This window comes from Pseudomonas sp. FBCC-B35, assembly GCF_059133755.1.
In genome coordinates this window covers 740,603-766,463 of the sequence record NZ_CP101439.1, presented here as the reverse complement: position 1 = coordinate 766,463, position 25,861 = coordinate 740,603, and the positions used below count along the sequence as shown (strand labels likewise).

The 25,861-nt window shown below is 61.5% G+C and carries 22 protein-coding genes and 2 tRNA genes; 2 read left to right on the top strand and 22 right to left on the bottom strand.

Annotated features, from left to right (window positions below; all coding sequences use genetic code 11):
• Positions 1 to 132: 132 nt before the first annotated feature.
• The 14 genes from rpsO to rlmE form a co-directional block, all read right to left on the bottom strand.
• Positions 133 to 402: a 30S ribosomal protein S15 gene (gene rpsO / locus NMB38_RS03375; RefSeq protein ID WP_023533188.1), complete on the bottom strand. Its 270-nt coding sequence runs from the start codon at positions 400 to 402 to the stop codon at positions 133 to 135.
• A 150-nt stretch (positions 403 to 552) separates the two neighbouring features.
• Positions 553 to 1,470, bottom strand: coding sequence for a tRNA pseudouridine(55) synthase TruB (truB, locus tag NMB38_RS03370; protein ID WP_049696582.1), 918 nt, complete (start codon positions 1,468 to 1,470; stop codon positions 553 to 555).
• A gap of 3 nt (positions 1,471 to 1,473) precedes the next feature.
• Positions 1,474 to 1,872, bottom strand: a complete 399-nt coding sequence (gene rbfA, locus NMB38_RS03365; protein WP_012274243.1) for a 30S ribosome-binding factor RbfA — start codon at positions 1,870 to 1,872, stop codon at positions 1,474 to 1,476.
• A 114-nt stretch (positions 1,873 to 1,986) separates the two neighbouring features.
• Positions 1,987 to 4,515, bottom strand: a complete 2,529-nt coding sequence (infB, locus tag NMB38_RS03360; protein ID WP_027915408.1) for a translation initiation factor IF-2 — start codon at positions 4,513 to 4,515, stop codon at positions 1,987 to 1,989.
• A 27-nt stretch (positions 4,516 to 4,542) separates the two neighbouring features.
• On the bottom strand, positions 4,543 to 6,024 hold the full coding sequence (gene nusA / locus NMB38_RS03355; RefSeq protein WP_023533184.1) for a transcription termination factor NusA: 1,482 nt from the start codon (positions 6,022 to 6,024) through the stop codon (positions 4,543 to 4,545).
• A 59-nt stretch (positions 6,025 to 6,083) separates the two neighbouring features.
• The gene (gene rimP / locus NMB38_RS03350) at positions 6,084 to 6,542 is read right to left on the bottom strand and encodes a ribosome maturation factor RimP (protein ID WP_027915409.1); all 459 of its coding nucleotides are present in this window, start codon (positions 6,540 to 6,542) and stop codon (positions 6,084 to 6,086) included.
• Between the two features lie 129 nt (positions 6,543 to 6,671).
• Positions 6,672 to 6,748 (bottom strand) — tRNA-Met (locus NMB38_RS03345).
• 100 nt (positions 6,749 to 6,848) lie between these two features.
• Positions 6,849 to 6,934 (bottom strand) — tRNA-Leu (locus NMB38_RS03340).
• A 19-nt stretch (positions 6,935 to 6,953) separates the two neighbouring features.
• A complete protein-coding gene (secG, locus tag NMB38_RS03335) occupies positions 6,954 to 7,352 on the bottom strand; it encodes a preprotein translocase subunit SecG (protein ID WP_027915410.1) in 399 nt (132 codons plus the stop codon).
• 4 nt (positions 7,353 to 7,356) lie between these two features.
• Complete coding sequence (tpiA, locus tag NMB38_RS03330) at positions 7,357 to 8,112, bottom strand: triose-phosphate isomerase (protein ID WP_027915411.1); 756 nt, start codon at positions 8,110 to 8,112, stop codon at positions 7,357 to 7,359.
• A gap of 65 nt (positions 8,113 to 8,177) precedes the next feature.
• Positions 8,178 to 9,518 (bottom strand): phosphoglucosamine mutase, encoded by a 1,341-nt coding sequence (gene glmM / locus NMB38_RS03325; RefSeq protein ID WP_027915412.1) that lies wholly within the window; start codon positions 9,516 to 9,518, stop codon positions 8,178 to 8,180.
• 16 nt (positions 9,519 to 9,534) lie between these two features.
• The gene (gene folP / locus NMB38_RS03320; RefSeq protein ID WP_490805832.1) at positions 9,535 to 10,386 is read right to left on the bottom strand and encodes a dihydropteroate synthase; all 852 of its coding nucleotides are present in this window, start codon (positions 10,384 to 10,386) and stop codon (positions 9,535 to 9,537) included.
• Between the two features lie 8 nt (positions 10,387 to 10,394).
• On the bottom strand, positions 10,395 to 12,299 hold the full coding sequence (gene ftsH, locus NMB38_RS03315) for an ATP-dependent zinc metalloprotease FtsH (RefSeq protein ID WP_027915414.1): 1,905 nt from the start codon (positions 12,297 to 12,299) through the stop codon (positions 10,395 to 10,397).
• A 203-nt stretch (positions 12,300 to 12,502) separates the two neighbouring features.
• Positions 12,503 to 13,129: a 23S rRNA (uridine(2552)-2'-O)-methyltransferase RlmE gene (gene rlmE, locus NMB38_RS03310; RefSeq protein ID WP_027915415.1), complete on the bottom strand. Its 627-nt coding sequence runs from the start codon at positions 13,127 to 13,129 to the stop codon at positions 12,503 to 12,505.
• A 102-nt stretch (positions 13,130 to 13,231) separates the two neighbouring features.
• Here rlmE and yhbY point away from each other — a divergent pair, with 102 nt between their 5' ends.
• Complete coding sequence (gene yhbY, locus NMB38_RS03305; RefSeq protein WP_023533185.1) at positions 13,232 to 13,540, top strand: ribosome assembly RNA-binding protein YhbY; 309 nt, start codon at positions 13,232 to 13,234, stop codon at positions 13,538 to 13,540.
• Between the two features lie 12 nt (positions 13,541 to 13,552).
• Here the strand turns inward: yhbY and NMB38_RS03300 are convergent, their stop codons facing one another.
• From NMB38_RS03300 to grpE, 8 genes are all read right to left on the bottom strand, one after another.
• Positions 13,553 to 14,002: an MFS transporter gene (locus NMB38_RS03300; protein ID WP_080992917.1), complete on the bottom strand. Its 450-nt coding sequence runs from the start codon at positions 14,000 to 14,002 to the stop codon at positions 13,553 to 13,555.
• A complete protein-coding gene (gene greA, locus NMB38_RS03295) occupies positions 13,980 to 14,462 on the bottom strand; it encodes a transcription elongation factor GreA (RefSeq protein ID WP_173645884.1) in 483 nt (160 codons plus the stop codon). The genes NMB38_RS03300 and greA overlap by 23 nt, the downstream gene beginning before the upstream one ends.
• Positions 14,459 to 17,680: a carbamoyl-phosphate synthase large subunit gene (carB, locus tag NMB38_RS03290; protein WP_027915418.1), complete on the bottom strand. Its 3,222-nt coding sequence runs from the start codon at positions 17,678 to 17,680 to the stop codon at positions 14,459 to 14,461. The genes greA and carB overlap by 4 nt, the downstream gene beginning before the upstream one ends.
• Positions 17,681 to 17,784: 104 nt before the next feature.
• A complete protein-coding gene (carA, locus tag NMB38_RS03285) occupies positions 17,785 to 18,921 on the bottom strand; it encodes a glutamine-hydrolyzing carbamoyl-phosphate synthase small subunit (protein WP_027915419.1) in 1,137 nt (378 codons plus the stop codon).
• Positions 18,922 to 19,220: 299 nt separating this feature from the next.
• Positions 19,221 to 20,024 (bottom strand): 4-hydroxy-tetrahydrodipicolinate reductase, encoded by an 804-nt coding sequence (gene dapB, locus NMB38_RS03280; protein WP_028687807.1) that lies wholly within the window; start codon positions 20,022 to 20,024, stop codon positions 19,221 to 19,223.
• Positions 20,025 to 20,037: 13 nt separating this feature from the next.
• On the bottom strand, positions 20,038 to 21,162 hold the full coding sequence (dnaJ, locus tag NMB38_RS03275) for a molecular chaperone DnaJ (protein ID WP_027915421.1): 1,125 nt from the start codon (positions 21,160 to 21,162) through the stop codon (positions 20,038 to 20,040).
• A gap of 190 nt (positions 21,163 to 21,352) precedes the next feature.
• Positions 21,353 to 23,278, bottom strand: a complete 1,926-nt coding sequence (dnaK, locus tag NMB38_RS03270; protein WP_023533180.1) for a molecular chaperone DnaK — start codon at positions 23,276 to 23,278, stop codon at positions 21,353 to 21,355.
• Positions 23,279 to 23,379: 101 nt separating this feature from the next.
• Positions 23,380 to 23,937, bottom strand: a complete 558-nt coding sequence (gene grpE / locus NMB38_RS03265; RefSeq protein ID WP_027915422.1) for a nucleotide exchange factor GrpE — start codon at positions 23,935 to 23,937, stop codon at positions 23,380 to 23,382.
• A 193-nt stretch (positions 23,938 to 24,130) separates the two neighbouring features.
• Here grpE and recN point away from each other — a divergent pair, with 193 nt between their 5' ends.
• Positions 24,131 to 25,804 (top strand): DNA repair protein RecN, encoded by a 1,674-nt coding sequence (gene recN / locus NMB38_RS03260; protein WP_490805831.1) that lies wholly within the window; start codon positions 24,131 to 24,133, stop codon positions 25,802 to 25,804.
• The last annotated feature ends 57 nt before the right edge of the window (positions 25,805 to 25,861 follow it).

Genomic DNA, 25,861 nt, shown 5'->3' with positions numbered 1-25,861 from the left:
ACCGAGCGAAAAACCGCTCGAGTTACCAGGCTGCCAGCCTCGAAGTCATGCGTGGCGTGCCCCACGACAAGGCTGTGAAACAGCCCTGTCGAAGCCAGCGGCACGCCATGCACACCACCAACCAGGCCGCTATTAGCGACGCAGGCCCAGGCGAGCGATCAGCGCGCTGTAACGGGTGGTGTCTTTGCCCTTCAGGTAGTCCAGCAGCTTACGACGCTGGTTGACCATGCGAATCAGACCACGACGGGAGTGGTGGTCTTTGTCGTTGGCCTTGAAGTGGCCTTGCAGCTTGTTGATGTTGGCGGTCAGCAGAGCAACCTGTACTTCCGGGCTACCGGTGTCGCCGGCGGCTTGCTGGTGTTCGGCAACGATCTTAGCTTTTTCTTCAACGCTGAGGGCCATGAGGCTTCTCCTGATTAAACGGACCCCGCGAACGGGTTCCAATAGGCCAGGGACTTATCCCTGTATCAATAGAAAGAGGTGTGACCGTGCCTACTGACAGCCACCCTCTGCTCCACGGACCTCGGCACCTGCCTGGGCCCATGGTTTCGGTCATTCCGACCGAATCAGTCGACGTGGCGCGATCCGCCCGTCTTCGCTCACCTCACCGATACCGATGAAGCGGGCATTGTGATCCTGTACACGAACCATGCCGAATTGCGGCGCGTCCGGTGCACGCACTGCCTGCCCATGCAGCCAGTAGAACGCGCTGTGCTCGGACAGACTCACCATCGGCCAATCCTGCAGCCCGCTGTCCGACGGCATGAGGAAACGATCGAGCGCTTCGTTGCCGCCTTCGGCGTGGGCCTGCTCGAGTGCCTCGAGGGTGACGGTCTGTGCCAGCGCGAAAGGCCCGGCCTGCGTCCTGCGCAGCTCTGCGACATACGCACCGCAGCCCAGCACTTCACCGATATCCTCCACCAGGGTACGAATATAGGTGCCTTTGCTGCAGCCAACGCTCAAGCGTGCACGGGTGCCTTCGCACTCGAGCAGTTCAAGACGGCTAATAGTAACAGAACGCGCCTCGCGCTCCACTACCTCTCCTGCACGCGCCAGCTTGTACAACGGCTGACCGTCACGCTTGAGAGCCGAGTACATGGGCGGTATCTGGCTGATCGGGCCACGAAAACCGGGCAATGCGGCTTCCAGTTCGGCGCGACCAACGGTCACCTCGCGGGTGCGCAGCACCTCGCCCTCGGCGTCGCCGGTGTTGGTCGTCTGGCCCAGTTGCATGACCGTCTCGTAACCCTTGTCGGAGTCGAGCAGGTATTGCGAAAACTTGGTGGCCTCGCCGAAGCACAGCGGCAAGACGCCAGTGGCCAGCGGGTCGAGGCTACCGGTGTGACCGGCCTTCTCTGCATTGAGCAACCAGCGCACCTTTTGCAAGGCAGCGTTGGAGGTGAAGCCCAAGGGCTTGTCCAGCAGGATGATGCCGCTGACATTGCGGCGAATGCGTTTGACCTGGGCCACCGATTACTCCTTGGTGCCAGACTCGTCGGCATCCTTGTGCAGGCGGTCTTCGGCCACTGCACGCTCGATCAATGCCGACAGGTGCACGCCACGGCTGACGCTTTCGTCGAAGTGGAAATGCAGTTGCGGCACGCTGCGCAGCTGCATGGAGCGACCCAGGTGCAGGCGCAGGAAGCTGGCGGCGCTGTTCAGGGCCTTGAGCGACTGCTGCACGGCATCGGGGGTTTCTTCACCCATCACGGTGATGAACACCTTGGCATGGCCCAGGTCGCGGCTCACATCCACGGCAGTGATGGTGACCAGACCGACACGCGGATCCTTGACTTCACGACGGATCAGCTCAGCCAGCTCGCGCTGCATCTGATCGCCAATGCGTTGGGTACGGCTATATTCTTTGGCCATTCTTGTTACCTGTAACGTAAAGCGGCAAACGCCCGGTCAGAACGATGCCTGACCGGGCGCTGCCTGAAGAGGTGCTGCAAAGCGCCCGCCAAGGCGCTTGCAACCTGCTCACCCTTAGAGGGTACGAGCCACCTGGACTTTCTCGAACACTTCGATCTTGTCGCCGACCTTGACGTCGTTGTAGCTCTTCACGCCGATACCACACTCCATGCCGTTACGCACTTCGGCGGCATCGTCCTTGAAGCGGCGCAGCGATTCCAGCTCGCCCTCGAAGATGACCACGTCGTCGCGCAGTACGCGGATCGGACGGTTACGGTAGACGGTACCTTCGATGACCATACAGCCAGCGATGGCGCCGAACTTCGGCGAACGGAACACGTCACGCACTTCGGCGACGCCCAGGATGTTCTCGCGAACATCGCTGCCGAGCATGCCGGTCAGGGCTTTCTTGACGTCTTCGATGATGTCGTAGATCACGTTGTAGTAACGCATATCCAGACCTTCCTGCTCGACGATCTTGCGCGCACCGGCATCGGCACGCACGTTGAAGCCGAACAGTACTGCGTTCGAAGCCAGCGCCAGGTTGGCATCGCTCTCGGTGATACCACCTACGCCGCCACCAATGACACGGACCTGCACTTCGTCGTTGCCCAGGCCGCCGAGCGAACCCTGCAGCGCTTCGAGAGAACCGCGCACATCGGTCTTGAGAACGATGTTGAGCGTTTTCTTCTCTTCCTGACCCATGGTCTCGAAGATGTTTTCCAGCTTGCCTGCGTGAGCACGGGCCAGCTTGACCTCGCGATACTTGCCTTGACGGAACATGGCAACTTCGCGGGCTTTCTTCTCGTCAGCCACTACCGACAGCTCGTCGCCGGCTTCCGGTGTGCCGTCCAGGCCAAGGATTTCGACCGGGATGGACGGGCCAGCTTCCTTCACAGGCTTGCCGTTCTCGTCCAGCATGGCGCGAACGCGGCCATAGTTGGAGCCGCACAGCACCATGTCGCCCTGACGCAGCGTACCGTCCTGAACCAGGATGGTAGCGACTGGGCCGCGGCCCTTGTCCAGACGCGATTCGACGACCACACCGCGCCCTGGGGCGGTCGGCGTAGCGGTCAACTCGAGGATCTCGGCCTGCAGCAGCACCGCTTCGAGCAGCTCGTCCACGCCGGTACCCATCTTGGCCGAAACCTTGACGAATGGCGTGTCACCACCCCAGTCCTCGGAGGTCACGCCTTCGACGGACAGCTCGTTACGGATGCGATCAAGGTCAGCACCAGGCTTGTCGATCTTGTTGACCGCAACCACCAGCGGTACGCCAGCTGCCTTGGCATGCTGAACGGCTTCGCGGGTTTGTGGCATCACGCCGTCGTCCGCCGCCACCACCAGGATGACGATGTCGGTCGCCTTGGCACCACGGGCACGCATCTGGGTAAACGCAGCGTGGCCAGGGGTGTCGAGGAAGGTGACCATGCCGCGGTCGGTTTCCACGTGGTAGGCACCGATGTGCTGGGTGATACCACCGGCTTCGCCAGCAGCAACCTTGGCACGACGGATGTAGTCGAGCAGCGAGGTCTTGCCATGGTCGACGTGACCCATGACAGTGACGACCGGCGCACGGGACTCGGTCTGGCCTTCGAACTTCAGGGATTCGGCCAGGGAGTCTTCCAGGGCGGAATCGCTGATCAGCGTGACCTTGTGGCCCAGCTCTTCGGCGATCAGCTGAGCGGTTTCCTGATCGAGCACCTGGTTGATGGTCACCGGGGTGCCCATCTTGAACATGAACTTGACCACTTCAGCGCCCTTGACGGACATCTGGTTGGCAAGCTCGGAGACGGTGATGGTCTCGCCGATGGTCACGTCACGAATGACCGGACCGGTCGGGTTCTGGAAGCCGTGCTGGTTACGCTTCTTCAGCTTGCTCTTGCCACCACGACCACGACGAGCGCCATCGCTCTCTTCGTCGGTGGTACGCGGCGCGGCACGAGGCGTCGGAGCCTTTTCCTTTTCCTTGACCTTGACCTTGATCGACACACGTGGCGCCTCGCCACGACGACGGTCGTCATCACGGGTGCGGCTTTCGTTGCGACGGGTCTCGTCTTTCTTGCGCTCGGCCGCACGGGCGGCAGCGTCTTCCGACGTCGGCGCATTGGCTACGACCGGCGCAGCGGCAGGGGCAGAAGCCTGTTCTGCCTTAGCAGCCGGAGCCGGAGCGGAAGCGGCGGCATCAGCAGCCTGGCGACGCGCCTGCTCTTCGTTGCGCTGACGCACTTCAGCGTCAACCTTGTCGCGGGCAGCGTTTTCAGCTGCACGGCGCTCTTCGAGCTCACGCTTCTGCTCAGCCTGGATTTCTTCCGGGCTGCGCTGCACGAATACTTTCTTCTTGCGTACTTCTACGCTGATACTCTTGCTACCGGCGACACGCAGGGTGCTGGTGGTTTTGCGCTGCAAGGTAATCTTGCGCGGTTCTTCCGCCTTGCTCTTGTGGCTGCTCTTCAAATGAGTCAGCAAGGTCTGCTTCTCATTGTCGGTCACTACCTGACCGGCGTCGGTGTGCGGCAGACCTGCCTCACGCATCTGCTGCAGCAGGCGCTCTACCGGTGCCTCGACCTCTTGGGCCAGTTCTTTCACCGTGACTTGCGTCATGCACTTCTCTCCTCAGGCCGCGCCTAATTACTCGAACCAGTGGGCTCGGGCGGCCATGATCAACTTGCCGGCACGCTCTTCGTCGATGCCGTCGATGTCGAGCAGGTCGTCGATCGACTGCTCGGCCAGGTCTTCGCGGTTAACCACGCCGCGCACCGCCAGTTCCGCCGCCAGGTCCTTGTCCATGCCCTCAAGGGAGAGCAGGTCTTCGGCCGGATGGGCGTCTGCCAGTTTTTCTTCGGTAGCGATGGCCTTGGTCAACAAACGGTCCTTGGCTCGAGCGCGGAGCTCATTGACGATATCTTCGTCAAAGCCATCGATGTTGAGCATTTCTTCCAACGGTACGTAGGCAATTTCTTCAAGGCTGGTGAAGCCTTCGTCGACCAGCACTTGGGCCAGCTCCTCGTCGACTTCCAGTTCATCGATGAAATTGCGCAGGATGTCGCCAGTTTCGGCTTGCTGCTTGGCCTGGATGTCCTTCTCGGTCATCACGTTCAGGGTCCAGCCAGTCAACTGACTGGCCAGGCGAACGTTCTGACCGCCACGGCCAATGGCTTGAGCCAGGTTGTCTTCGGCGACGGCGATGTCCATGGCATGGGCATCTTCATCAACGATGATCGCCGCGACTTCAGCCGGCGACATGGCGTTGATGACGAACTGCGCCGGGTTATCGTCCCAGAGAACGATATCCACACGCTCACCACCCAACTCTCCGGATACGGCCTGGACGCGCGACCCACGCATGCCGATGCAGGCGCCTTGCGGGTCGATGCGCTTGTCCTTGGAGCGGACGGCGATCTTGGCTCGCGAACCCGGATCACGGGAAGCGGCCATGACTTCGATGAGGCCTTCAGCGATTTCCGGCACTTCGATGCGGAAAAGCTCGATCAGCATCTGCGGCGCGGTGCGCGACAGGATCAGCTGAGGACCACGGTTTTCGGTGCGAATTTCCTTGAGCAGTGCACGCAGGCGCACACCCACACGGAAAGTTTCGCGGGCAATGATGTCTTCGCGGGCCAGCAACGCCTCGGCATTGTTGCCCAGGTCGACGATGACGTTGTCGCGGGTGACCTTCTTGACGGTACCGGAGATGATTTCGCCCACACGCTCACGGTAGGCATCGACCACCTGCGCACGCTCGGCCTCACGGACCTTCTGCACGATGACCTGCTTGGCGGTCTGCGCGGCGATGCGGCCGAACTCGATGGATTCGATCTTTTCTTCGATCACGTCGCCAATCTTGGCTTCGGGATGCGTGTCCTTGATCTTGTCCAGCCAGGTTTCGATGGCCGGATCATCGAGGTCGGCTTCATCGACCACGGTCCAACGACGGAAAGTCTCGTAGCTACCGGTGTGGCGGTTGATTTCCACACGCAGGTCGACTTCGTCTTCAAAACGTTTTTTGGTTGCGGTGGCCAGGGCCACCTCCAGCGCTTCGAAAATGACGCCGGGCGGTACACCTTTTTCGTTGGATACCGATTCAACAACCAGCAGTACTTCTTTGCTCATCGTACGCCTCGCCTTGCGCAAGCCATTGGGCCCGGATAATCCGTCGGGCCCGGCACGTCTCAGTCAAAACTGGGAATAATATTGGCCTTGTCGATCGAATCGATCGGCAGTAGGAACTCCTGGTCGTCCACCTGGACCACCACATCCTGCTCCTCCACACCGCGGAGAAGGCCCTGGAAGTTACGACGACCCTCGAAGGGTGAGCGCAGCTTGATCTTCACTTGTTCGCCGGCATGCGAGGCAAACTGTTCCAGTGTGAACAGTGGGCGATCCATGCCTGGAGAAGACACCTCGAGGGTGTACTCGCTGCTGATCGGATCCTCGACATCCAGGATGGCGCTGGCTTGACGGCTGACAGCTTCGCAGTCCTCCACCAGAATGCCGCCTTCCTTGTCGATGTAGATACGCAATACCGAATGCTTGCCCTGGGAAACGAATTCGATCCCCCAGCATTGATAGCCCAGACCCTCGACAACCGGGGCCAACAAGGCCTGCAACTGTTCTAGCTTGCTCGACACCTGAACCCCCTCGTGCATGCTGTGCAAATAAAAAATGGGCGAAGCGCCCATCCCTGAAAGCGCCGTTGGACAACGACGCCTGAACTGTTCGGTTAGCAAAAAGCCCCTGAAAAGGGGCTTCGCTGAAGCTGGTTGCGGGGGCTGGATTTGAACCAACGACCTTCGGGTTATGAGCCCGACGAGCTACCAAGCTGCTCCACCCCGCGACAAAGCTGGGGCGAAAGTATAAGACCGAACCCACTTGAGGGTCAAATCCAAACCTTCACCTGCAAGAAAGCCCGCCAAGGCGGGCTCTCAAGCTTTAAATGGTACCGAGAAGGGGACTCGAACCCCTACACCCTATGGGCACAACCACCTCAAGGTTGCGTGTCTACCAATTCCACCACCTCGGCAATACTACTTTGAAACCCGTTACTTCTGCTCTTCTGCCGGAGGAGGTACATCACCCGAATTAGGAGTGGCTTCGCTCTTCTGTTCTTGGAGCACCGGTACATCATCATTGATGGCCGGTTTTGGCTGCTCTTTCACTTCTAGCACGGCTGGATCTGGAAGACCTGCTTGGCTAAGCTGGTGAGCTTGTTGCTTCGCGAAGTATCCTAACCCAAGTGCTGTCAAAAAGAAAGTGGCAGCGAGTATTGCAGTGAATTTACTTAGGAAGGTGGCAGAGCCCTGACTTCCGAAGACGGTATTGGAAGCACCCGCACCAAAAGATGCACCGGCTTCCGCCCCCTTACCCTGTTGCAACAGTACCAGCACTACCAGCGAAAGCGCTGCCAACAGATGAAAAACAACGATGACTGTTTCCAGCATTTGTTCAGTTTCCTGCGGCGCGACAAATTGCACCGAATTCGTCTGCGTTCAGGGAAGCCCCACCAATGAGACCCCCATCGATATCCGGCATGCCGAACAGTTCGGCCGCATTGGCCGCCTTCACGCTGCCGCCGTAGAGCAACTGCACCTTCGCAGCCACTTCAGCATCTTTTGCCGCCAGCTGGCCGCGGATGGCGGCGTGCACATCCTGGGCCTGCTGAGGCGTGGCCGTTAGGCCAGTGCCGATGGCCCATACAGGCTCATAGGCAATTACCGCATTGGCAAACACACTAACACCGAAAGCTTCGATGATACTGTTGAGTTGACGCCCAACAACTTCGAGCGTTTTGCCGGCCTCGCGCTCTTCAAGGGTTTCCCCAATACAGAGCACGGGCTTCAAACCTTTGGCCTGAGCCGCTGCAAACTTGCGATTCAGCACTTCGTCATCTTCGCCGATTACCTGGCGACGTTCCGAATGGCCAATCAACACCAACTTGCAACCTGCTTCAACCAGCTGTTCCGGAGCAACTTCACCGGTCAGCGCGCCCTGTTCGGGCATTACCGCAGAATTCTGTGCGCCGACGATAATACCCTTGCCGTCGAGTTCGGCAACCACTTGGTTGATGAACAAGGTTGGCGGGAATACCGCGACTTCCACTCCGCTCGGCAGGGCAAGATTGCGCAAACCCTCGGTCAGCTCAGCGACGCTGGCGCGGGTACCGTGCATCTTCCAGTTACCAGCAACCATAGGGCGACGCATGCTTTACCTCGTCGGTCAAAGTGGGCGCAGATCTTACCCAACCAGATTCGCGCTGGCAAGCGGCTTCAGGCACAAACTTCTGCGACGCGCTTTGCCAGTGCTTCGGCATGCAGACGCACCTGGTGTTCATCCTCACCTTCGACCATGACGCGCAACAGCGGCTCGGTCCCGGATTTACGCAGCAACACCCGCCCACGGCCTGCCAGGGCCTCTGTGACCTGCGCGCTGGCTTGCTTGACGTCCGGGTGCTCGAGGGGGTCCACGTCGCCTGCACTGAAGCGCACATTGATCAGCACTTGCGGGCATTTGCGCAGCGCCTGGCGCGCCTGGGCCAGGGTCTCGCCACGGCGCTTGAGCGCCATCAGCACCTGCAGCGCAGCGATGATCGCATCCCCCGTGGTGGTGTAGTTGCAGCACACCACGTGGCCGGAATTCTCCCCACCCACCAGCCACTCGCGCTCGAGCAGCTCGGCCATGACGTAGCGGTCACCGACCTTGGCACGCACGAATGGGATATCCAGGTCCTTGAGCGCAAGCTCCAGCCCCAGGTTGCTCATGAGCGTACCCACCACGCCCCCTTGCAGCTTGCCGCGGTCGTGCAGGTCGCGCGCGATGATGAACAGCAGCTCGTCACCGTCGACGATCGCGCCGGTGTGATCGACCATCAACACACGGTCGCCATCACCGTCGAAAGCGATGCCAAGGTCTGCGTGGCCGACCAGCACAGCGGCCTGCAGCGACTCGATGTGGGTCGAACCACAGCCCTCGTTGATGTTCAGGCCATCTGGCTGGGCGTGCAGCACCGTCACATCGGCACCCAACTCACGGAACACGCTGGGCGCCACCTTGTACGTGGCGCCATGGGCGCAGTCGACCACCAGCTTGAGGCCGGCGAAGCTGGTGCTGCTGGGCACGCTGCTCTTGCAGAACTCGATGTAGCGACCGGCTGCGTCGTTGATGCGCGAAACCTTGCCCAGCTTGCTCGACTCCACGACGGTCATGGGCTGATCGAGCAGTTCCTCGATCATCAGCTCCACTTCGTCCGGCAGCTTGGTGCCCTGCCCCGAGAAGAATTTGATGCCATTGTCATCGTGCGGGTTGTGCGAGGCACTGATGACGATACCGGCTTCGGCATGGAAGGTGCGGGTCAGGTAGGCGATGGCAGGCGTGGGCATCGGGCCCAGCAGCATCACATCGGCCCCTGCGGCCGAAAGACCAGCTTCGAGCGCGGATTCGAACATGTAGCCGGAGATCCGCGTGTCCTTGCCCACCAGCACGCGGCAATGGCCTTGTTTGCGAAACGCCATGCCAGCCGCCCAGCCAAGCTTGAGCATGAACTCTGGGGTGATCGGGTATTCGCCGACGCGGCCACGAATGCCGTCGGTACCAAAATATTTTCTGCTCATAGGGACTCCAATGTTCTTATTCGGCGTGCTGAACGGCGGCGATCATGCGGACCACGTCAACAGTTTGCGCTACATCATGCACGCGCAGGATACTTGCGCCCTTGGTCACGGCCAGCGCCGCGAGCGCCAGGCTGCCATAAAGACGCTCATCCACAGGACGCTCGAGCGTCAGGCCGATCATGCTTTTACGGGAAACGCCTACCAGCAGCGGACGCCCCAGGCGATGGAGCGCTTCGAGGTGCTTGAACAGGCTGAGATTGTGGGCCAGGGTCTTGGCGAAACCGAAGCCTGGATCGAGCACGACGCGGTCGGCCTCGATGCCCGCGTTCGCACAGGCCACCATGCGCTGCTGGAGGTAGCGCGCCACGTCCTGGGTGACATTCTCATAATGCGGGTCGTCCTGCATGGTGCCCGGCTCGCCGCGCATGTGCATCAGGCACACCGGCAGCCCGGTTGCAGCAGCGGCATCCAGCGCCCCATCGCGCTCGAGGGCGCGCACATCGTTGATCAGGCCAGCGCCCAGGCGGGCGGCTTCGCGCATGACGGCAGGCGTGGACGTATCCACCGACACCACCACATCGAGATGACGGTGGATGGCCTCGACCATCGGCGCCACGCGCTCAAGCTCTTCGGTGACCGAAACGGGCCGCGCACCCGGGCGGGTGGACTCCCCGCCCACATCGATCAGCGTGGCGCCTGCGGCCACCATTGCCTCGGCGTGGCGCAAAGCCTCGTCGCGCTGACTGAAGCGGCCACCGTCGGAGAAGGAATCGGGCGTGACATTGAGAATACCCATGACATGGGTACGCGACAAATCAAGAACCCGATTGCCGCAAGGCAATCGGGTCGGGTGCTGCACTGAGCTCATAGGTGCCCTTAGTGTTGAGCCGCTGGACCACCGATGGGCGATTCCGGGCGGTCACCCTGGGCAGCCGGTGTACCGGAAGCCGAATCATCATCCCAATCGCGAGGTTCGCGAGGCGTACGGCCGGCCATGATATCGTCGATCTGCTCGGCGTCGATGGTTTCGTACTTCATCAAGGCTTCGGCCATTGCATCGAGCTTGTCGCGGTTCTCGGTCAGCAGCTGCTTGGCAGTGGCGTAGCACTGGTCGATGATGCTGCGCACTTCGGAGTCGATCAGCTTGGCCGTCTCACCGGAAACACTGGTCTGCTGGCTGCCTGCGCTACGACCCAGGAACACTTCGCCGTCTTCTTCGGCATACATCAGCGGGCCCAGCTTCTCGGACAGGCCCCACTTGGTGACCATGTTCCGCGCGATCTGGCTGGCACGCATGATGTCGTTGGAAGCGCCGGTGGTGACGCCGTCGAAGCCCAGGGTCATCTCCTCGGCGATACGACCGCCGTAGAGGGAGCAGATCTGGCTGATCAGCGCACGCTTGGACAGGCTGTAGCGGTCTTCTTCGGGCAGGAACATGGTCACACCCAGTGCACGACCCCGCGGGATAATCGACACTTTGTAGACCGGATCGTGCTCGGGCACCAGGCGACCGACGATCGCGTGACCCGCTTCGTGGTAGGCCGTGTTCTGCTTTTCCTTTTCGGACATGACCATGGTCTTGCGCTCAGCGCCCATCATGATCTTGTCCTTGGCCAGCTCGAACTCCTTCATGTCGACCAGGCGCTTGTTGGCGCGAGCGGCGAACAGCGCGGCTTCGTTGACCAGGTTGGCAAGGTCTGCACCGGAGAAGCCCGGCGTACCACGGGCGATGACGGCCGGGTTGACGTTGTCGCCGATCGGCGCCTTGCGCATGTGCACTTTAAGAATCTGCTCACGACCCCGAATGTCCGGCAGGCCAACGACGACCTGACGGTCGAAGCGACCGGGGCGCAGCAGCGCAGGGTCGAGGACGTCAGGGCGGTTGGTCGCGGCGATGACGATGATGCCATCGTTCATCTCGAAGCCGTCCATCTCTACCAGCAACTGGTTGAGGGTCTGCTCACGCTCGTCGTGGCCCCCGCCCATGCCAGCACCACGGTGACGGCCGACGGCGTCGATCTCGTCGATGAAGATGATGCAAGGGGCGTGCTTCTTGGCCTGCTCGAACATGTCGCGTACACGGCTGGCACCGACACCGACGAACATTTCAACGAAGTCCGACCCGGAAATGGTGAAGAACGGCACCTTGGCCTCGCCTGCAATAGCCTTGGCCAGCAGGGTCTTACCGGTACCGGGCGGGCCCACCATCAGCACACCGCGCGGAATGCGGCCGCCTAAGCGCTGGAACTTGCCCGGGTCGCGCAGGAACTCGACCAGCTCGCCCACTTCTTCCTTGGCCTCGTCGCAACCGGCGACGTCAGCCAGGGTGGTCTTGACCTGGTCCTCGGAGAGCAGGCGCGCCTTGCTCTTGCCAAAGCTCATGGGGCCACCCTTGCCACCCGCCCCGCCTTGCATCTGGCGCATGAAGAACATGAACACGGCAATGATGACCAGGATCGGGAAGCTGGCAACCAGCAACTGGGTCCAGATGCTCTGCTGCTCGGGCTGCTTGCCCTCGACGGTAACGTGGTTGTCCACCAGGTCGCCGATCAGGCCGTTGTCGGTGATCGCCGGGCGCACGGTCTTGAAGCTGTCGCCGTCGGAGCGCTTGCCGGTGATGATGTAACCGTCGACGGTCACTCGCTCGACCTTGCCATCCTTGACCTGCTGGATGAAGTCGGAGTAGTTGAGGGTCTGCGGCTCGTTAGGGCTGGAGAAGTTGTTCATCACCGTCACCAGGACAGCTGCGATGATCAACCACAGGATCAGATTCTTTGCCATGTCGTTCAATTCGCTACCCTCTGAGGCCGGCGCACGACGCAGCCGTGCCTCGCATGATATTCATCGCCCTAACTTACTACATTGCCCACGCAACCGCAGGCACCGTCTGTAACCCTTTGTGAAATCCAGACTACACGAAGTTCGGACGATCCTGACGCCGTGGCCGATTGGAATTAACTATCGGCCGCTGCGCTTAGTACCGTTCACGCGCCCTTGAACCCCTTGCCAAGCAGGTACTGCTCGCGGGAGCGATCCCGCGATGAAGACGGTTTGCGCATCTGTACCTTGTCGAACTTGGTGCGCACGTCCTTGAGGTACACATCGAAACCTTCACCCTGGAAGATCTTGATCAGGAAATCACCGCCGGGCCGAAGCACGCGGGTTGCCAAATCCAGGGCCAGCTCGCAAAGGAACATGGCTCGCGGTATGTCGACCGCGGGCGTACCACTCATATTGGGGGCCATGTCCGAAATCACAAGGTCTACGTGTGAATCGCCGACGGCTTCGAGAATTTGCCGTAGCACCTCGTCCTGGGTGAAGTCCCCCTGAATGAAGGTGACATCGGGGATTGAGTCCATCTCCAGGATGTCGGAGGCGATCAGTCGACCCTGACCACCAATCAGACGACTGGTCACCTGGGACCAGCCGCCCGGCGCTGCGCCCAGGTCGATGACACTCATGCCAGGACGGATCAGGCGGTCCTTTTCCTGGATCTCAAGCAGCTTGTAGCTTGCTCGCGAGCGGTAGCCGTCCTTCTGCGCCTGTTTGACGAAAGGGTCGTTGAAATGCTCTCGCAGCCAGTTTGCGCTGCTTTTGGAACGTTGTACCACGGGGCACCTCGATGATATGCGTGGTGATTGACTGGGCGGAGCCGGTGGCCCTCGGGTAAAATGCCGGTCAATTTTACAGAATCAGACGGAAAGGGTCAGATTATGCCGCTCAATAACGAGCAGAAGAAGCAATACAAATCCATTGGTCATGACCTCAAGCCGGTCCTGATCGTTGCTGGCAACGGTTTGAATGAAGGTGTCGTCGCCGAATTGGAACGCGCATTGGCCGACCACGAGCTGATCAAGGTCGAGATTCGTTCCGAAGACCGCGAAGAGCGTGCCGAGACCATTGCCGCGCTGTGCAAGGCCGGCCGCGCCGAGCTGGTTCAGACCATCGGCAAGAAGGCGCTGATCTACCGCAAGAACCCTCAGCCGAACAAGCAGCTGTCCAACGTCCACCGTTACAAGTAACGGTGGCGCCGCTCAGTGGCGCGAATGTCGCGCCCTGAGTGGAACGGGCTGGGCGACCAGCACGATGCCGGAAAAGCCCAGCACCAGGAAACAGAACATCTGCCAGCGCTCGCCCACGGAGATCCCGTAGCGCAAGGTGTAGTAGCCGATGCAGGCCCCAAGGCCCAGCAACAGCATCTGGCCACGGAACTGGCGCCACCAGGCAGCCAGGCCTTCCACCCTCGCCAATACCGCCAGCTGGGTGATCAAGCCGAGCAGTGCCACGCCGATCAACCAACGGTCGATCTGCCCGGCAATGTCCTGGACAAGCAATGGCGCAAGGCCGCTGACTTTCAACGCAGGCACCAACCCCACGTGGAACACCCACAGGCCACCGACCCAGAATACCTGGGCCAGCTGCCAGAGGATCCCCTCGAGGGAAGGCGCCCGCAGGCGCCGGTCAGATGTGCTTGACTTCGACAATCTCGTACTCGACCGTACCGTTTGGCGTCTTGACGACAACGGTGTCACCCTCTTCCTTGCCAATGATGGCGCGAGCGATCGGCGCACTGCTGGACAGCTTGCCTTTCTTCACGTCGGCTTCATCCTCGCCAACGATCTGGTAGGTGACCTGATCACCCGTCTCGGTGTTTTCCAGATCGACGGTAGTGCCGAAAATGACCTTGCCCGTATGGGCAATGGTGGTCACGTCGATCACGACCGAGTTCTGCAAACGGCCTTCGATGTCGCGGATACGGGCCTCGACCATGCCCTGCTCCTCGCGGGCGGCATGGTACTCGGCGTTCTCCTTCAAGTCGCCCAGCTCACGCGCTTCACCAATGGCTTGGCTCAGGCGCGGGCGCTCGGTCTTGCTCAGAAAGAGCAGTTCTTCTTCCAGGGCGCGAGCGCCCTGGACGGTCATCGGGTATTTGGTCATGCTCATGCTTTGAGTCCTGCGTGCAGATCCTGCAGGCGGCGAACGGTTTTTTCCGGACCGAATTTCAGCGCCTCGCAGATGGCTTCACCGGCCGCAATGGTCGTGGTGCAGTAGATCTTGTGCTGCAGCGCATTGCGGCGAATCGAGTAGGAATCGGCGATCGACTGACGGCCTTCGGTTGTGTTGATGATCAACGACACTTCGTCGTTCTTGATCATGTCGACCACATGAGGACGGCCTTCGGTCACCTTGTTCACGCGGCGTACCTTCAAGCCGGCCGCCTCGATGACCTTGGCGGTACCTGCGGTTGCCACCACTTCGAAGCCCAGGGCGATCAGGTCGCGGGCAACGCCGGCCACTTGCGGCTTGTCGTCGTCGCGCACGCTGATGAACGCAGTGCCACCGGTCGGCAGTACTTCGCTGGCACCCATCTGGGCCTTGGCGAAGGCTTCACCGAAGCTGTCACCGACACCCATTACTTCACCGGTCGATTTCATCTCAGGGCCGAGGATCGGGTCAACCCCTGGGAACTTGGCGAACGGGAAGACGGCTTCCTTCACGCTGTAGAAGTTGGGGATGATTTCCTGGGTGAAGCCCAGTTCCTTCAGGGTTTTGCCTGCCATGACGCGGGCGGCGATCATGGCCAGCGACGTGCCGATGCACTTGGACACGAACGGTACGGTACGCGAGGCACGCGGGTTGACTTCGATCACGTAGATCTTGTCGCCCTGCAGGGCCAGTTGCACGTTCATCAGCCCAACTACGCCCAGCTCCAGGGCCATTTTCTTGACCTGCACACGCACTTCATCCTGCACTTCCTTGCTCAGCGAGTAAGGTGGCAGCGAACATGCCGAGTCACCGGAGTGAACGCCGGCCTGCTCGATGTGCTGCATGATGGCGCCGATAACCACATCGGTACCGTCGCAGACCGCATCCACGTCCATCTCGATGGCGCAGTTGAGGAAGTGGTCCAGCAGCACCGGGCTGTCGTTGGACACCTGAACGGCTTCGCGCAGGTAGCGCTTGAGCTCGTCCAGTTCGTAGACGATCTCCATGGCACGACCACCCAGGACGTAGGATGGACGCACGACCAGCGGGTAGCCGATGGTGCCAGCGGCGCTGATGGCCTCTTCTTCGCTGCGCACGGTGGCGTTTGGCGGCTGCAGCAGGTTCAGGCGCTGCACCATCTGCTGGAAGCGCTCACGGTCTTCGGCACGGTCGATGGCGTCGGGGCTGGTGCCGATGATCGGCACGCCGGCTTCTTCCAGGGCGCGGGCAAGCTTGAGCGGGGTCTGGCCGCCGTAGTGCACGATCACGCCCTTGGGCTTCTCGACGCGGCAGACTTCCAGCACGTCTTCCAGCGTCAGCGGCTCGAAGTACAGACGGTCGGAGGTGTCGTAGTCGGTGGAAACGGTTTCCGGGTTGCAGTTGACCATGATGGTCTCGTAACCGTCGTCACGCAGCGCCAAGGCGGCGTGCACGCAGCAGTAGTCGAACTCGATGCCCTGCCCGATGCGGTTGGGGCCACCGCCGAGGATCATGATCTTGTCGCGGGTCGACGGGTTCGCCTCGCACTCCTCCTCGTAGGTGGAATACAGGTAGGCGGTGTCGGTGGCGAACTCGGCGGCGCAGGTGTCGACGCGCTTGTACACCGGGAACACTTCCAGCTTGTGGCGGTGACGGCGCAGGGTCTTGTCGGTGATGCCCAGCAGCTTGGCCAGACGCTGGTCCGAGAAGCCCTTGCGCTTGAGGCGCAGCATGCAGTCCTTGTCGATCGCGGTGAGGGCCAGGGTCTTGACCTTTTCCTCTTCCTTGATCAGGTCTTCCATCTGCACCAGGAACCACATGTCGATGCCGGTCAGGTCGAAGATCTGCTCGCAGGTCATGCCCGAACGCATGGCGTCGGCCACATACCAGATGCGCTCGGCGCCCGGCACGGTCAGCTCGCGCTTGAGGATGCTGGCAGCCTCGGGGCTGGCCAGGTCGACTTTCGGGTCGAGGCCGCAGGCGCCGACTTCCAGGCCGCGCAGGGCTTTCTGCAAGGATTCCTGGAAAGTACGGCCGATGGCCATGACTTCACCGACCGATTTCATCTGGGTCGTCAGGCGAGCGTCGGCCTTCGGGAATTTCTCGAAAGCAAAGCGTGGCAGCTTGGTCACCACGTAGTCGATCGACGGCTCGAAGGAAGCCGGGGTGCGGCCACCGGTGATGTCGTTCTGCAGCTCGTCCAGGGTGTAGCCGATGGCCAGCTTGGCGGCGATCTTGGCGATCGGGAAGCCGGTAGCTTTCGAGGCCAGGGCCGAGGAGCGCGACACACGCGGGTTCATCTCGATGACGACCATGCGGCCGGTGTTCGGGCAAATGCCGAACTGCACGTTGGAACCGCCGGTCTCGACACCGATTTCACGCAGCACCGCCAGGGAGGCGTTGCGCATGATCTGGTATTCCTTGTCGGTCAGGGTCTGCGCCGGGGCGACGGTGATCGAGTCGCCGGTGTGCACGCCCATCGGGTCGAAGTTTTCGATGGAGCAGACGATGATGCAGTTGTCCTTCTTGTCGCGGACCACCTCCATCTCGTATTCCTTCCAGCCGATCAGCGACTCGTCGATCAGCAGTTCCTTGGTCGGCGACAGGTCCAGGCCACGGGTGCAGATTTCTTCGAATTCTTCGCGGTTATAGGCGATGCCGCCGCCAGTGCCGCCCATGGTGAACGACGGACGAATGATGCAAGGGAAGCCAAGCTTCTCGAGCACCGCATTGGCCTCTTCCATGCTGTGGGCGATACCGGAGCGCGGGCACTCCAGGCCGATGTCCTTCATGGCCTTGTCAAAGCGCGAACGGTCTTCGGCCTTGTCGATGGTGTCGGCATTGGCGCCGATCATTTCCACGCCGAACTTCTCCAGAACGCCATGGCGCTCCAGATCCAGGGCGCAGTTCAGCGCAGTCTGGCCACCCATGGTCGGCAGGACGGCGTCAGGGCGCTCTTTCTCGATGATCTTGGCCACCGACTGCCACTTGATCGGCTCGATGTAGGTGGCGTCGGCCATGGCCGGGTCGGTCATGATGGTGGCTGGGTTGGAGTTCACCAGGATGACGCGGAACCCCTCCTCGCGCAGGGCTTTGCAAGCCTGGGCGCCGGAGTAGTCGAATTCGCAGGCCTGGCCGATCACGATCGGGCCAGCGCCGAGAATCAGGATGCTTTTGATGTCTGTACGTTTTGGCATGGTTGTCACTCAAATCCGGGGTCAGTCGGCAAGCCGCATTGAACAATCTGGGTCAGGCGCATCCGGGCATGGCACATGCCGCCCGGGGCCTTGAAGCAGGAGACTCAGCGGCGCTTGGCCATGGCATCGGTGAAACGATCGAACAGGGGCGCGACGTCGGTCGGGCCTGGGCTCGCTTCAGGGTGGCCCTGGAAGCTGAACGCGCTCTTGTCGGTGCGCTCGATACCCTGCAGGGTGCCGTCGAACAGCGACTTGTGAATGGCGCGCACGTTACCAGGCAAGGTCGCTTCGTCTACCGCAAAGCCGTGGTTCTGGCTGGTGATCATGACCACACCGGTATCGAGGTCCTGAACCGGGTGGTTGGCACCGTGGTGGCCGTGACCCATCTTCACGGTCTTGGCGCCGGAGGCCAAGGCCAGCAGCTGGTGACCCAGGCAGATGCCGAAGACCGGGATGTCGGTTTCCAGGATTTCCTTGATCGCCTGAATGGCGTAGTCGCAAGGCTCAGGGTCGCCCGGGCCGTTGGACAGGAAAACGCCGTCCGGGTTGAGAGCCAGCACTTCGCTCGCCGGCGTCTGGGCCGGTACCACGGTGACGCGGCAGCCACGGGCGACCAGCATGCGCAGGATGTTCAGCTTGACGCCGTAGTCGAACGCAACCACATGGTAAGGCAGGTCGGCAGCTTCGAGGGTGGGGTGGCTGTCGGTCTTGAGCTCCCACACGCTGGAGCGCCATTCGTAGCGTTCCTTGGTGGAAACCACCTTGGCCAGGTCCATGCCTTTAAGGCCTGGGAAGCCGCGCGCAGCAGCGATCGCGGCTTCTTCGCTGATGTCGTCACCGGCCAGGATGCAGCCGTTCTGAGCGCCCTTTTCACGCAGGATTCGGGTCAGGCGGCGGGTGTCGATACCCGCAATGGCCACCACGTTGTTGGCCTTGAGGTACTCGGGCAGCGACTGAGTGTTACGCCAGTTGCTGGCCAGCAGCGGGAGATCGCGAATGACCAGGCCGGCCGACCAGACGCGGTTGGATTCTGCGTCCTCCGGCGTGGTGCCGGTGTTGCCGATGTGCGGGTAGGTCAGGGTAACGATTTGCTGCGCGTAGGAAGGGTCTGTAAGGATTTCCTGGTAGCCGGTCATAGCGGTGTTGAATACCACCTCACCAACGGTCTGGCCGTCGGCACCGATTGCCTCACCGCGGAAAATACTGCCGTCGGCAAGGGCGAGTATGGCTGGCTTTGTCAAGAAGACCTCCCGAAAATCAAGCATGAAAGGGCGATCGCAGGTTGCAAAAAAGCGGAGTGACGTATGGACACGTCACCCCGCTTTTATGTGCTGAATTCAATTCGCTGCGCGCTTTTAGTGGACACACTAAAGCTGTAGCTTACAGAAAAGTGCGTTTTGGGTCTACCGCATATGTGCCTCTTAAACACATGAATGCGACAGACCGCTGTCAGAGCCACGCGCCAGAAGCGAGCCCCACCGCCTAGACCCGCACAGGTGCGCGTCAGCGGCGGCAGGTTGCCCTGGTCACGACCGATGGCTCAGTGCAGCTCGAGCACATCCTGCATGTCGTACAGGCCAGGCTCGCGCCCGTCCAGCCACAAAGCCGCTCGCACGGCACCCTTGGCGAATGTCATGCGGCTGGAGGCCTTGTGGGTGATCTCCAGGCGCTCGCCCTCGGCAGCGAACAGCACCGTGTGATCACCGACCACATCGCCGGCGCGCACCGTGGCAAAGCCGATGGTCTTGCGATCACGTGCACCGGTCTGCCCTTCGCGGCCATACACCGCCACTTCCTGCAGGTCGCGCCCCAGCGCATTGGCCACCACTTCACCCATGCGCAGCGCGGTGCCCGAAGGCGCATCGACCTTATGGCGGTGATGCGCCTCGAGGATCTCGATATCGACGTCATCGCCCAGCACACGCGCCGCGATGTCCAGCAGCTTGAGGCTGAGGTTGACGCCCACACTGAAGTTGGCCGCGAACACGATCGGGATGTCTTTGCCCGCTTCGGCCAGCAGGTGCTTTTCTTCCACGGTGAACCCGGTGGTGCCGATGACCATGGCCTTGCCATGCTTGCGGCAGAACGCCAGGTTCTTCAGGGTGACCGATGGATGGGTGAAGTCGATCAGCACGTCGAAGTCATCGGCAACCTTGGCCAGGTCGTCTGACAGCAGCACGCCAATGCGCCCCAGGGCCGCCAACTCGCCTGCATCCGCACCCACCAGCGTGCTGTCCGGGCGGTCGATGGCAGCCGTGAGTCCGGCACCTGCGGTTTGCTGCACGGCTTCGACGAGGGTCTTGCCCATTCGCCCTGCCGCGCCCATCACTGCAATACGTCGCATAGCCTTTTCCTTGTCAGAGATCGCCGAAGAAACGCTTCACGCCATCGAACCAGCCATTGGCCTTGGGCGAATGGGAGCTGTCGCCTTCGAGCGAATCACGCAGCTCTTCAAGCAGCTCGCGCTGGCGACGGCTGAGGTTGACCGGCGTCTCCACCGCCACGCGGCACAGTAGATCGCCCGCACCACCACCGCGCACAGGCGCCACGCCCTTGCCACGCAGGCGGAACTGCTTGCCGGTCTGGGTGCCTTCGGGAATGCGCAGCTTGACCCGACCGTCGAGGGTTGGCACCTCGAGTTCGCCACCGAGCGCAGCATCGGTGAAGCTGATCGGCACTTCGCAGTACAAGTGCTTGCCATCACGCTGGAAGATCTCGTGCTCACGCACGTTGATCACCACGTACAGGTCGCCGGTCGGCCCACCGTGCGCGCCGGCTTCGCCCTCGCCCGACAGGCGTATGCGATCACCGGTGTCGACGCCTGCTGGCACCTTGACCGACAGGGTCTTGTATTCCTCGACGCGGCCTTCGCCGTGGCAGGCGCCACAAGGGTCGGTGATGATCTTGCCCTGGCCATGGCAGCGCGGGCAGGTCTGCTGCACCGAGAAGAAGCCCTGCTGCATGCGCACCTGGCCGATACCGCCGCAGGTCGGGCACGTCGACGGGGTGGAGCCTTTCTTCGCACCGCTGCCATCGCACGGCTGGCAGTTGACCAGCGTCGGCACGCGAATGCTGACCGTGGTGCCGCGTACGGCTTCTTCCAGGTTCAGCTCCAGGGTGTAGCGCAGGTCGCTGCCGCGCTGGGCGCCACCGCGTCCACCACCCCGGCCGCCGCCGAAGAAATCGCTGAACACATCACCGAAGATATCGGAGAAGTTGGCGCCCCCGAAACCGGCCCCGCCGCCACCCATGCTCGGGTCGACACCAGCATGGCCATACTGGTCGAACGCTGCGCGCTTGCTGGCGTCCGACAGAACCTCGTAGGCCTCGTTGGCTTCCTTGAATTTGTCTTCGGACTCTTTGTCACCCGGGTTGCGGTCGGGGTGGTACTTCATCGCCAACCGGCGATAGGCTTTCTTGAGGTCAGCATCCGTGGCGCCGCGCTCGACACCCAGGACCTCATAATAATCACGCTTGGACATAGGTCATTTGCACCTTGTTGGGCGTCCGGCATCTGCGCCGCGCCGTCAGCACCTGCTCCCCATGAGGGGCTGACAAATGCTGCAAAAATTCTCGAATTCCAGATACGTCAACGCGGGAGCAAGCCCCCGCGCGGCGACATCCTACCAGTTCACCGCCAAACGGCGGTGCACTGGCCGACAACTTGCAGGATTACTGCTTGTTGTTGTCTTTCACTTCTTCGAACTCGGCGTCCACCACGTCATCGTGCTTGGCTTCCGGCTCGGCCTGCTGCGCGCCGCCCTGAGGCTGTTCAGCCGACTGCTCGGCGTACATCTTCTGGGCAACCGGCGCAGAGACCTTGGACAGCTCTTCGACCTTGGCGTCGATGGCAGCCTTGTCGTCGCCTTTGACGGCGGTTTCCAGGGCGACCACGGCCGCTTCGATGGCAGTCTTTTCTTCGGCGGTGACCTTGTCACCCGCGTCGGCGACCATCTTGCGGGTCGAGTGAACCAGTGCATCACCCTGGTTACGGGCAGCGGCCAGCTCTTCGAACTTGCGGTCTTCCTCGGCGTTGGCCTCGGCGTCACGCACCATGCGCTCGATTTCGTCGTCCGACAGGCCGGAGTTGGCCTTGATGACGATGGACTGCGACTTGCCAGTGGCCTTGTCTTTGGCGCTGACGTGCAGGATGCCGTTGGCGTCGATGTCGAAGGTCACTTCGATCTGCGGCACGCCACGTGGTGCTGGCGGAATGTCAGCCAGGTCGAACTTGCCCAGCGACTTGTTCTGTGCCGCCTGCTTGCGCTCGCCTTGCAGCACGTGAATGGTCACGGCGCCCTGGTTGTCGTCGGCCGTCGAGAACACCTGCGACTTCTTGGTCGGGATGGTGGTGTTCTTCTCGATCAGCGAGGTCATCACGCCGCCCATGGTTTCGATACCCAGGGTCAGCGGGCTGACGTCCAGCAGCAGAACGTCCTTCACGTCACCGGCCAATACTGCGCCCTGGATGGCGGCACCCATGGCAACGGCTTCGTCCGGGTTCACGTCCTTGCGCGCTTCCTTGCCGAAGAAGTCGGCAACGGCTTTCTGAACCAGCGGCATACGGGTCTGGCCACCGACCAGGATCACGTCGTCGATCTTGCTGGCGTCGATACCGGCGTCCTTGAGCGCAATGCGGCAAGGCTCGATGGTGCGGCTGACCAGGTCTTCGACCAGCGATTCCAGCTTGGCGCGGGAAATCTTCACGTTCAAGTGCTTCGGACCGGTTGCATCTGCAGTGATGTACGGCAGGTTGACGTCGGTCGACTGGGCCGAGGACAGCTCGATCTTGGCCTTTTCAGCAGCTTCCTTCAGGCGCTGCAGGGCCAGCGGGTCGTTCTTCAGGTCCATGCCGGACTCTTTCTTGAACTCGTCGACAAGGTAGTCGATCAGGCGCATGTCGAAGTCTTCGCCACCCAGGAAGGTGTCGCCGTTGGTGGCCAGTACTTCGAACTGATGCTCGCCGTCGACTTCGGCAATTTCGATGACCGATACGTCGAAGGTACCACCACCCAGGTCATAGACGATGACGGTGTGGTCGCCCTTGGCCTTGTCCATGCCGTAGGCCAGTGCAGCGGCGGTCGGCTCGTTGATGATGCGCTTGACGTCCAGACCGGCGATGCGGCCGGCGTCCTTGGTGGCCTGACGCTGGCTGTCGTTGAAGTAGGCCGGCACGGTGATGACCGCTTCGGTCACAGGCTCGCCGAGGTAGTCTTCGGCGGTCTTCTTCATTTTCTTCAGCACTTCAGCGCTGATCTGCGGCGGGGCCATGTCTTTGCCGCTGGCCTGAACCCAGGCGTCGCCGTTGTTGGCCTTGACGATCTTGTAAGGCACCAGCTTGATGTCTTTCTGCACGACGTCTTCTTCGAAGCGGCGGCCGATCAGGCGCTTGACGGCAAACAGCGTGTTGTGCGGGTTGGTCACGGCCTGGCGCTTGGCCGACTGGCCGACCAGGATTTCGCCGTCGTTGGCGTAGGCCACGATCGAGGGGGTGGTACGCGCACCCTCGGCGTTCTCGATGACTTTGACGTTACCGTTTTCCAGCACAGAGACGCACGAGTTGGTGGTCCCCAGGTCGATACCGATGATCTTGCCCATGTTAACTCTCCCGAAACTTGAATGAGGTAGCAGCGGCTACTGTGGCCAACTGCGGTAATACTTGAAGGCTTGACACCTAGATGGGGATGCCCGGAAGGATTTCAAGCCTTTTCATCGATAGAAGGTTGCGCTGCGCTCGGCGCCTTGCTGACCACCACCATGGCGGGGCGCAGCAGGCGGCCGTTGAGCAGGTAGCCCTTCTGGAACACGTTCAATACGCTGTTGGGTTCGACCTCGGCGTTTTCCTGCATGGCCATGGCCTGATGATGCTCAGGGTTGAACGGCTGGCCGTGCGGGTCGATGGCTTCGAGGTTGTAGCGCTTGAGGGTGTCCTGGAACATCTTCAGGGTCAGCTCGACGCCTTCGCGGATCTGCTTGACGTGTTCGTCCTGGGCGCTGGAGTGAGCCAGGGCCAGTTCCAGGCTGTCGATCACAGGCAGCAGGTCGGTGGAGAATTTTTCCAGGGCGAACTTGTGCGCCTTTTCCACATCCTGCTCGGCACGACGACGGATGTTCTGCAGTTCGGCCACGGTACGCAGCGACTGGTCCTTGGCCGCGGCCAGCTGTTCTTCGAGTTCCAGCACGCGGGCATCAGCTGCGTTGTCGGCACCGGTTTGCTCGACGTTGAGGTCTTTCTCGTTCAGCTGCTCATCAGCCATGGGATATCTCCTGCGCAATTTGGTGGACTGCGAGCCAGGCTCGCCGGTGATGTGGCGTATATGGGGCCGGAAAATACAGCTTCAAGGGGCAACCCGGTTTTTACGCCTTCAAGCGTTTGCGCCAAAAGGGCATTGGCAGGCTGGAAAAAACTACTGTATAAATAACCAGACATGACTTTCTGGAGTCGCCCTCATGCTGGTGCACCTGTCCATTCACAACTACGCCATCGTCGAACACCTCGACCTGGAAATCGCCCGCGGCATGTCCGTGATCACGGGCGAGACAGGTGCGGGCAAGTCGATCATGCTCGATGCCCTGGGCCTGGCCCTGGGCGACCGCGCCGACAGCGGTGTGGTACGCCCCGGCACCGACAAGGCCGACATCCTCGCCACGTTCGACCTGGTTGACATTCCCGAAGCCCACACCTGGCTGGCCGAACGCGACCTCGCCAGCGATGGGCTGTGCATCATGCGGCGTGTCATCACTGCCGAAGGCCGCAGCCGTGGCTACATCAACGGCACGCCCTGCCCGCTCGGCGACCTCAAGGCCCTGGGCGAGCTGCTGATCGACATCCACAGCCAGCATGAGCACCAGTCCCTGCTCAAGGCCGACACCCACCGGCGCCTGCTCGACGAGTACGCCGGGGCCATCGACCTGGCCCGGCAGGTGCAAATGGCGGCCAAGCGCTGGAACCAGACGCGACTCGAACTGGAGCGCCTGTCCAATTCCGGCGACGAACAGCGGGCCCGTCACCAGCTGCTCAGCTACCAGCTCGAAGAGCTGGACAACCTGGGCCTGGGCGAAAACGAGCTGGAGCACCTGGAGCAGGAGCACAAGAACCTCACCAGCGCCGAGGCCCTGTTCGGCATTTGCCGCCAGGTCATCGACCAGTGCAGTGAAAGCGATTCAGGCAATGTGCTTGGCGCGCTCACCTCCAGCCTCAATCGGTTAGGCGCTGCCAGCAATGCCCCCAAGGCACTGTCGGAAGCGGCCAACCTGATTGCCAGCGCGCAGATTCAGGTGGAAGAAGCCGTGGGCGAGCTCAACCGTTTCCTCGACAACTTCGATGCCGACCCCATGCGCCTGCAGGCCCTGGAAGAACGCCTCGACACCATCTATACCCTGGCGCGCAAGCACCGGGTGCACCCCACAGAGCTACCTCACCTGCAGCAGCAGTTGATGGAGGAACTCGAAGGGCTCAACGCCAGCGACGAATCGCTGGAACGCCTGGGCGAAGAGATGACTGCATTCGCTCAGCACTATAAAGAGAAGGCCCGCGAACTGAGCGGGCTGCGTCAGCATGCCGCCAAGCAGCTGGCAGAGGCTGTCGAGCAGGAAATCCAGCGCCTGGGCATGCCCGGCGGTCGCTTCTGCATTCAGCTCACGCCCAATGAGACGGCCGACCTTTCACCCAATGGGCTCGAGCAGATCGAATTGCTGGTCAGCGCCAACCCCGGCCAACCCCTCAAGGCGCTGTCCAAAGTCGCCTCGGGCGGCGAACTGTCCCGGATCAGCCTGGCGATCCAGGTCATCACGGCCCAGACCTCGCGCATCCCTACCCTGGTGTTCGACGAAGTGGACGTAGGCATCGGCGGGCCGACGGCGGAAATCGTGGGCCAACTGTTGCGTCGCCTGGGCGAGCGCGGCCAGGTGTTGACCGTCACCCACCTGCCCCAGGTGGCCGCTCAAGGCCATCATCACCTGTTCGTGCACAAAGTCCGCGAGAGCGATACCACGCATACGGCTGTGGCCAGCCTTGGCAAACGCGAGCGGGTCGAGGAAGTGGCGCGCATGCTGGGTGGCATCGACCTGACCAAGGAATCGCTGGCCCATGCGCGCAAGATGGTGGTCAGCGGCAAGGCCTGAAGTCATTCGGCAAAGGGCCGGGGTAACGGCCAACACCACCGCTTGCAGAAAAAACAA

What these genes read in the sequence shown, in the direction of transcription:
- secG (WP_027915410.1), bottom strand. Translation starts at nt 7,352, where the DNA reads ATGCTGGAAACAGTCATCGTTGTTTTTCATCTGTTGGCAGCGCTTTCG.
- grpE (WP_027915422.1), bottom strand. Translation starts at nt 23,937, where the DNA reads ATGGCTGATGAGCAGCTGAACGAGAAAGACCTCAACGTCGAGCAAACC.
- dnaJ (WP_027915421.1), bottom strand. Translation starts at nt 21,162, where the DNA reads ATGTCCAAGCGTGATTATTATGAGGTCCTGGGTGTCGAGCGCGGCGCC.
- infB (WP_027915408.1), bottom strand. Translation starts at nt 4,515, where the DNA reads ATGACGCAAGTCACGGTGAAAGAACTGGCCCAAGAGGTCGAGGCACCG.
- carB (WP_027915418.1), bottom strand. Translation starts at nt 17,680, where the DNA reads ATGCCAAAACGTACAGACATCAAAAGCATCCTGATTCTCGGCGCTGGC.
- rpsO (WP_023533188.1), bottom strand. Translation starts at nt 402, where the DNA reads ATGGCCCTCAGCGTTGAAGAAAAAGCTAAGATCGTTGCCGAACACCAG.
- dapB (WP_028687807.1), bottom strand. Translation starts at nt 20,024, where the DNA reads ATGCGACGTATTGCAGTGATGGGCGCGGCAGGGCGAATGGGCAAGACC.
- ftsH (WP_027915414.1), bottom strand. Translation starts at nt 12,299, where the DNA reads ATGGCAAAGAATCTGATCCTGTGGTTGATCATCGCAGCTGTCCTGGTG.
- tpiA (WP_027915411.1), bottom strand. Translation starts at nt 8,112, where the DNA reads ATGCGTCGCCCTATGGTTGCTGGTAACTGGAAGATGCACGGTACCCGC.
- folP (WP_490805832.1), bottom strand. Translation starts at nt 10,386, where the DNA reads ATGAGCTCAGTGCAGCACCCGACCCGATTGCCTTGCGGCAATCGGGTT.
- yhbY (WP_023533185.1), top strand. Translation starts at nt 13,232, where the DNA reads ATGCCGCTCAATAACGAGCAGAAGAAGCAATACAAATCCATTGGTCAT.
- recN (WP_490805831.1), top strand. Translation starts at nt 24,131, where the DNA reads ATGCTGGTGCACCTGTCCATTCACAACTACGCCATCGTCGAACACCTC.
- nusA (WP_023533184.1), bottom strand. Translation starts at nt 6,024, where the DNA reads ATGAGCAAAGAAGTACTGCTGGTTGTTGAATCGGTATCCAACGAAAAA.
- dnaK (WP_023533180.1), bottom strand. Translation starts at nt 23,278, where the DNA reads ATGGGCAAGATCATCGGTATCGACCTGGGGACCACCAACTCGTGCGTC.
- glmM (WP_027915412.1), bottom strand. Translation starts at nt 9,518, where the DNA reads ATGAGCAGAAAATATTTTGGTACCGACGGCATTCGTGGCCGCGTCGGC.
- greA (WP_173645884.1), bottom strand. Translation starts at nt 14,462, where the DNA reads ATGAGCATGACCAAATACCCGATGACCGTCCAGGGCGCTCGCGCCCTG.
- rbfA (WP_012274243.1), bottom strand. Translation starts at nt 1,872, where the DNA reads ATGGCCAAAGAATATAGCCGTACCCAACGCATTGGCGATCAGATGCAG.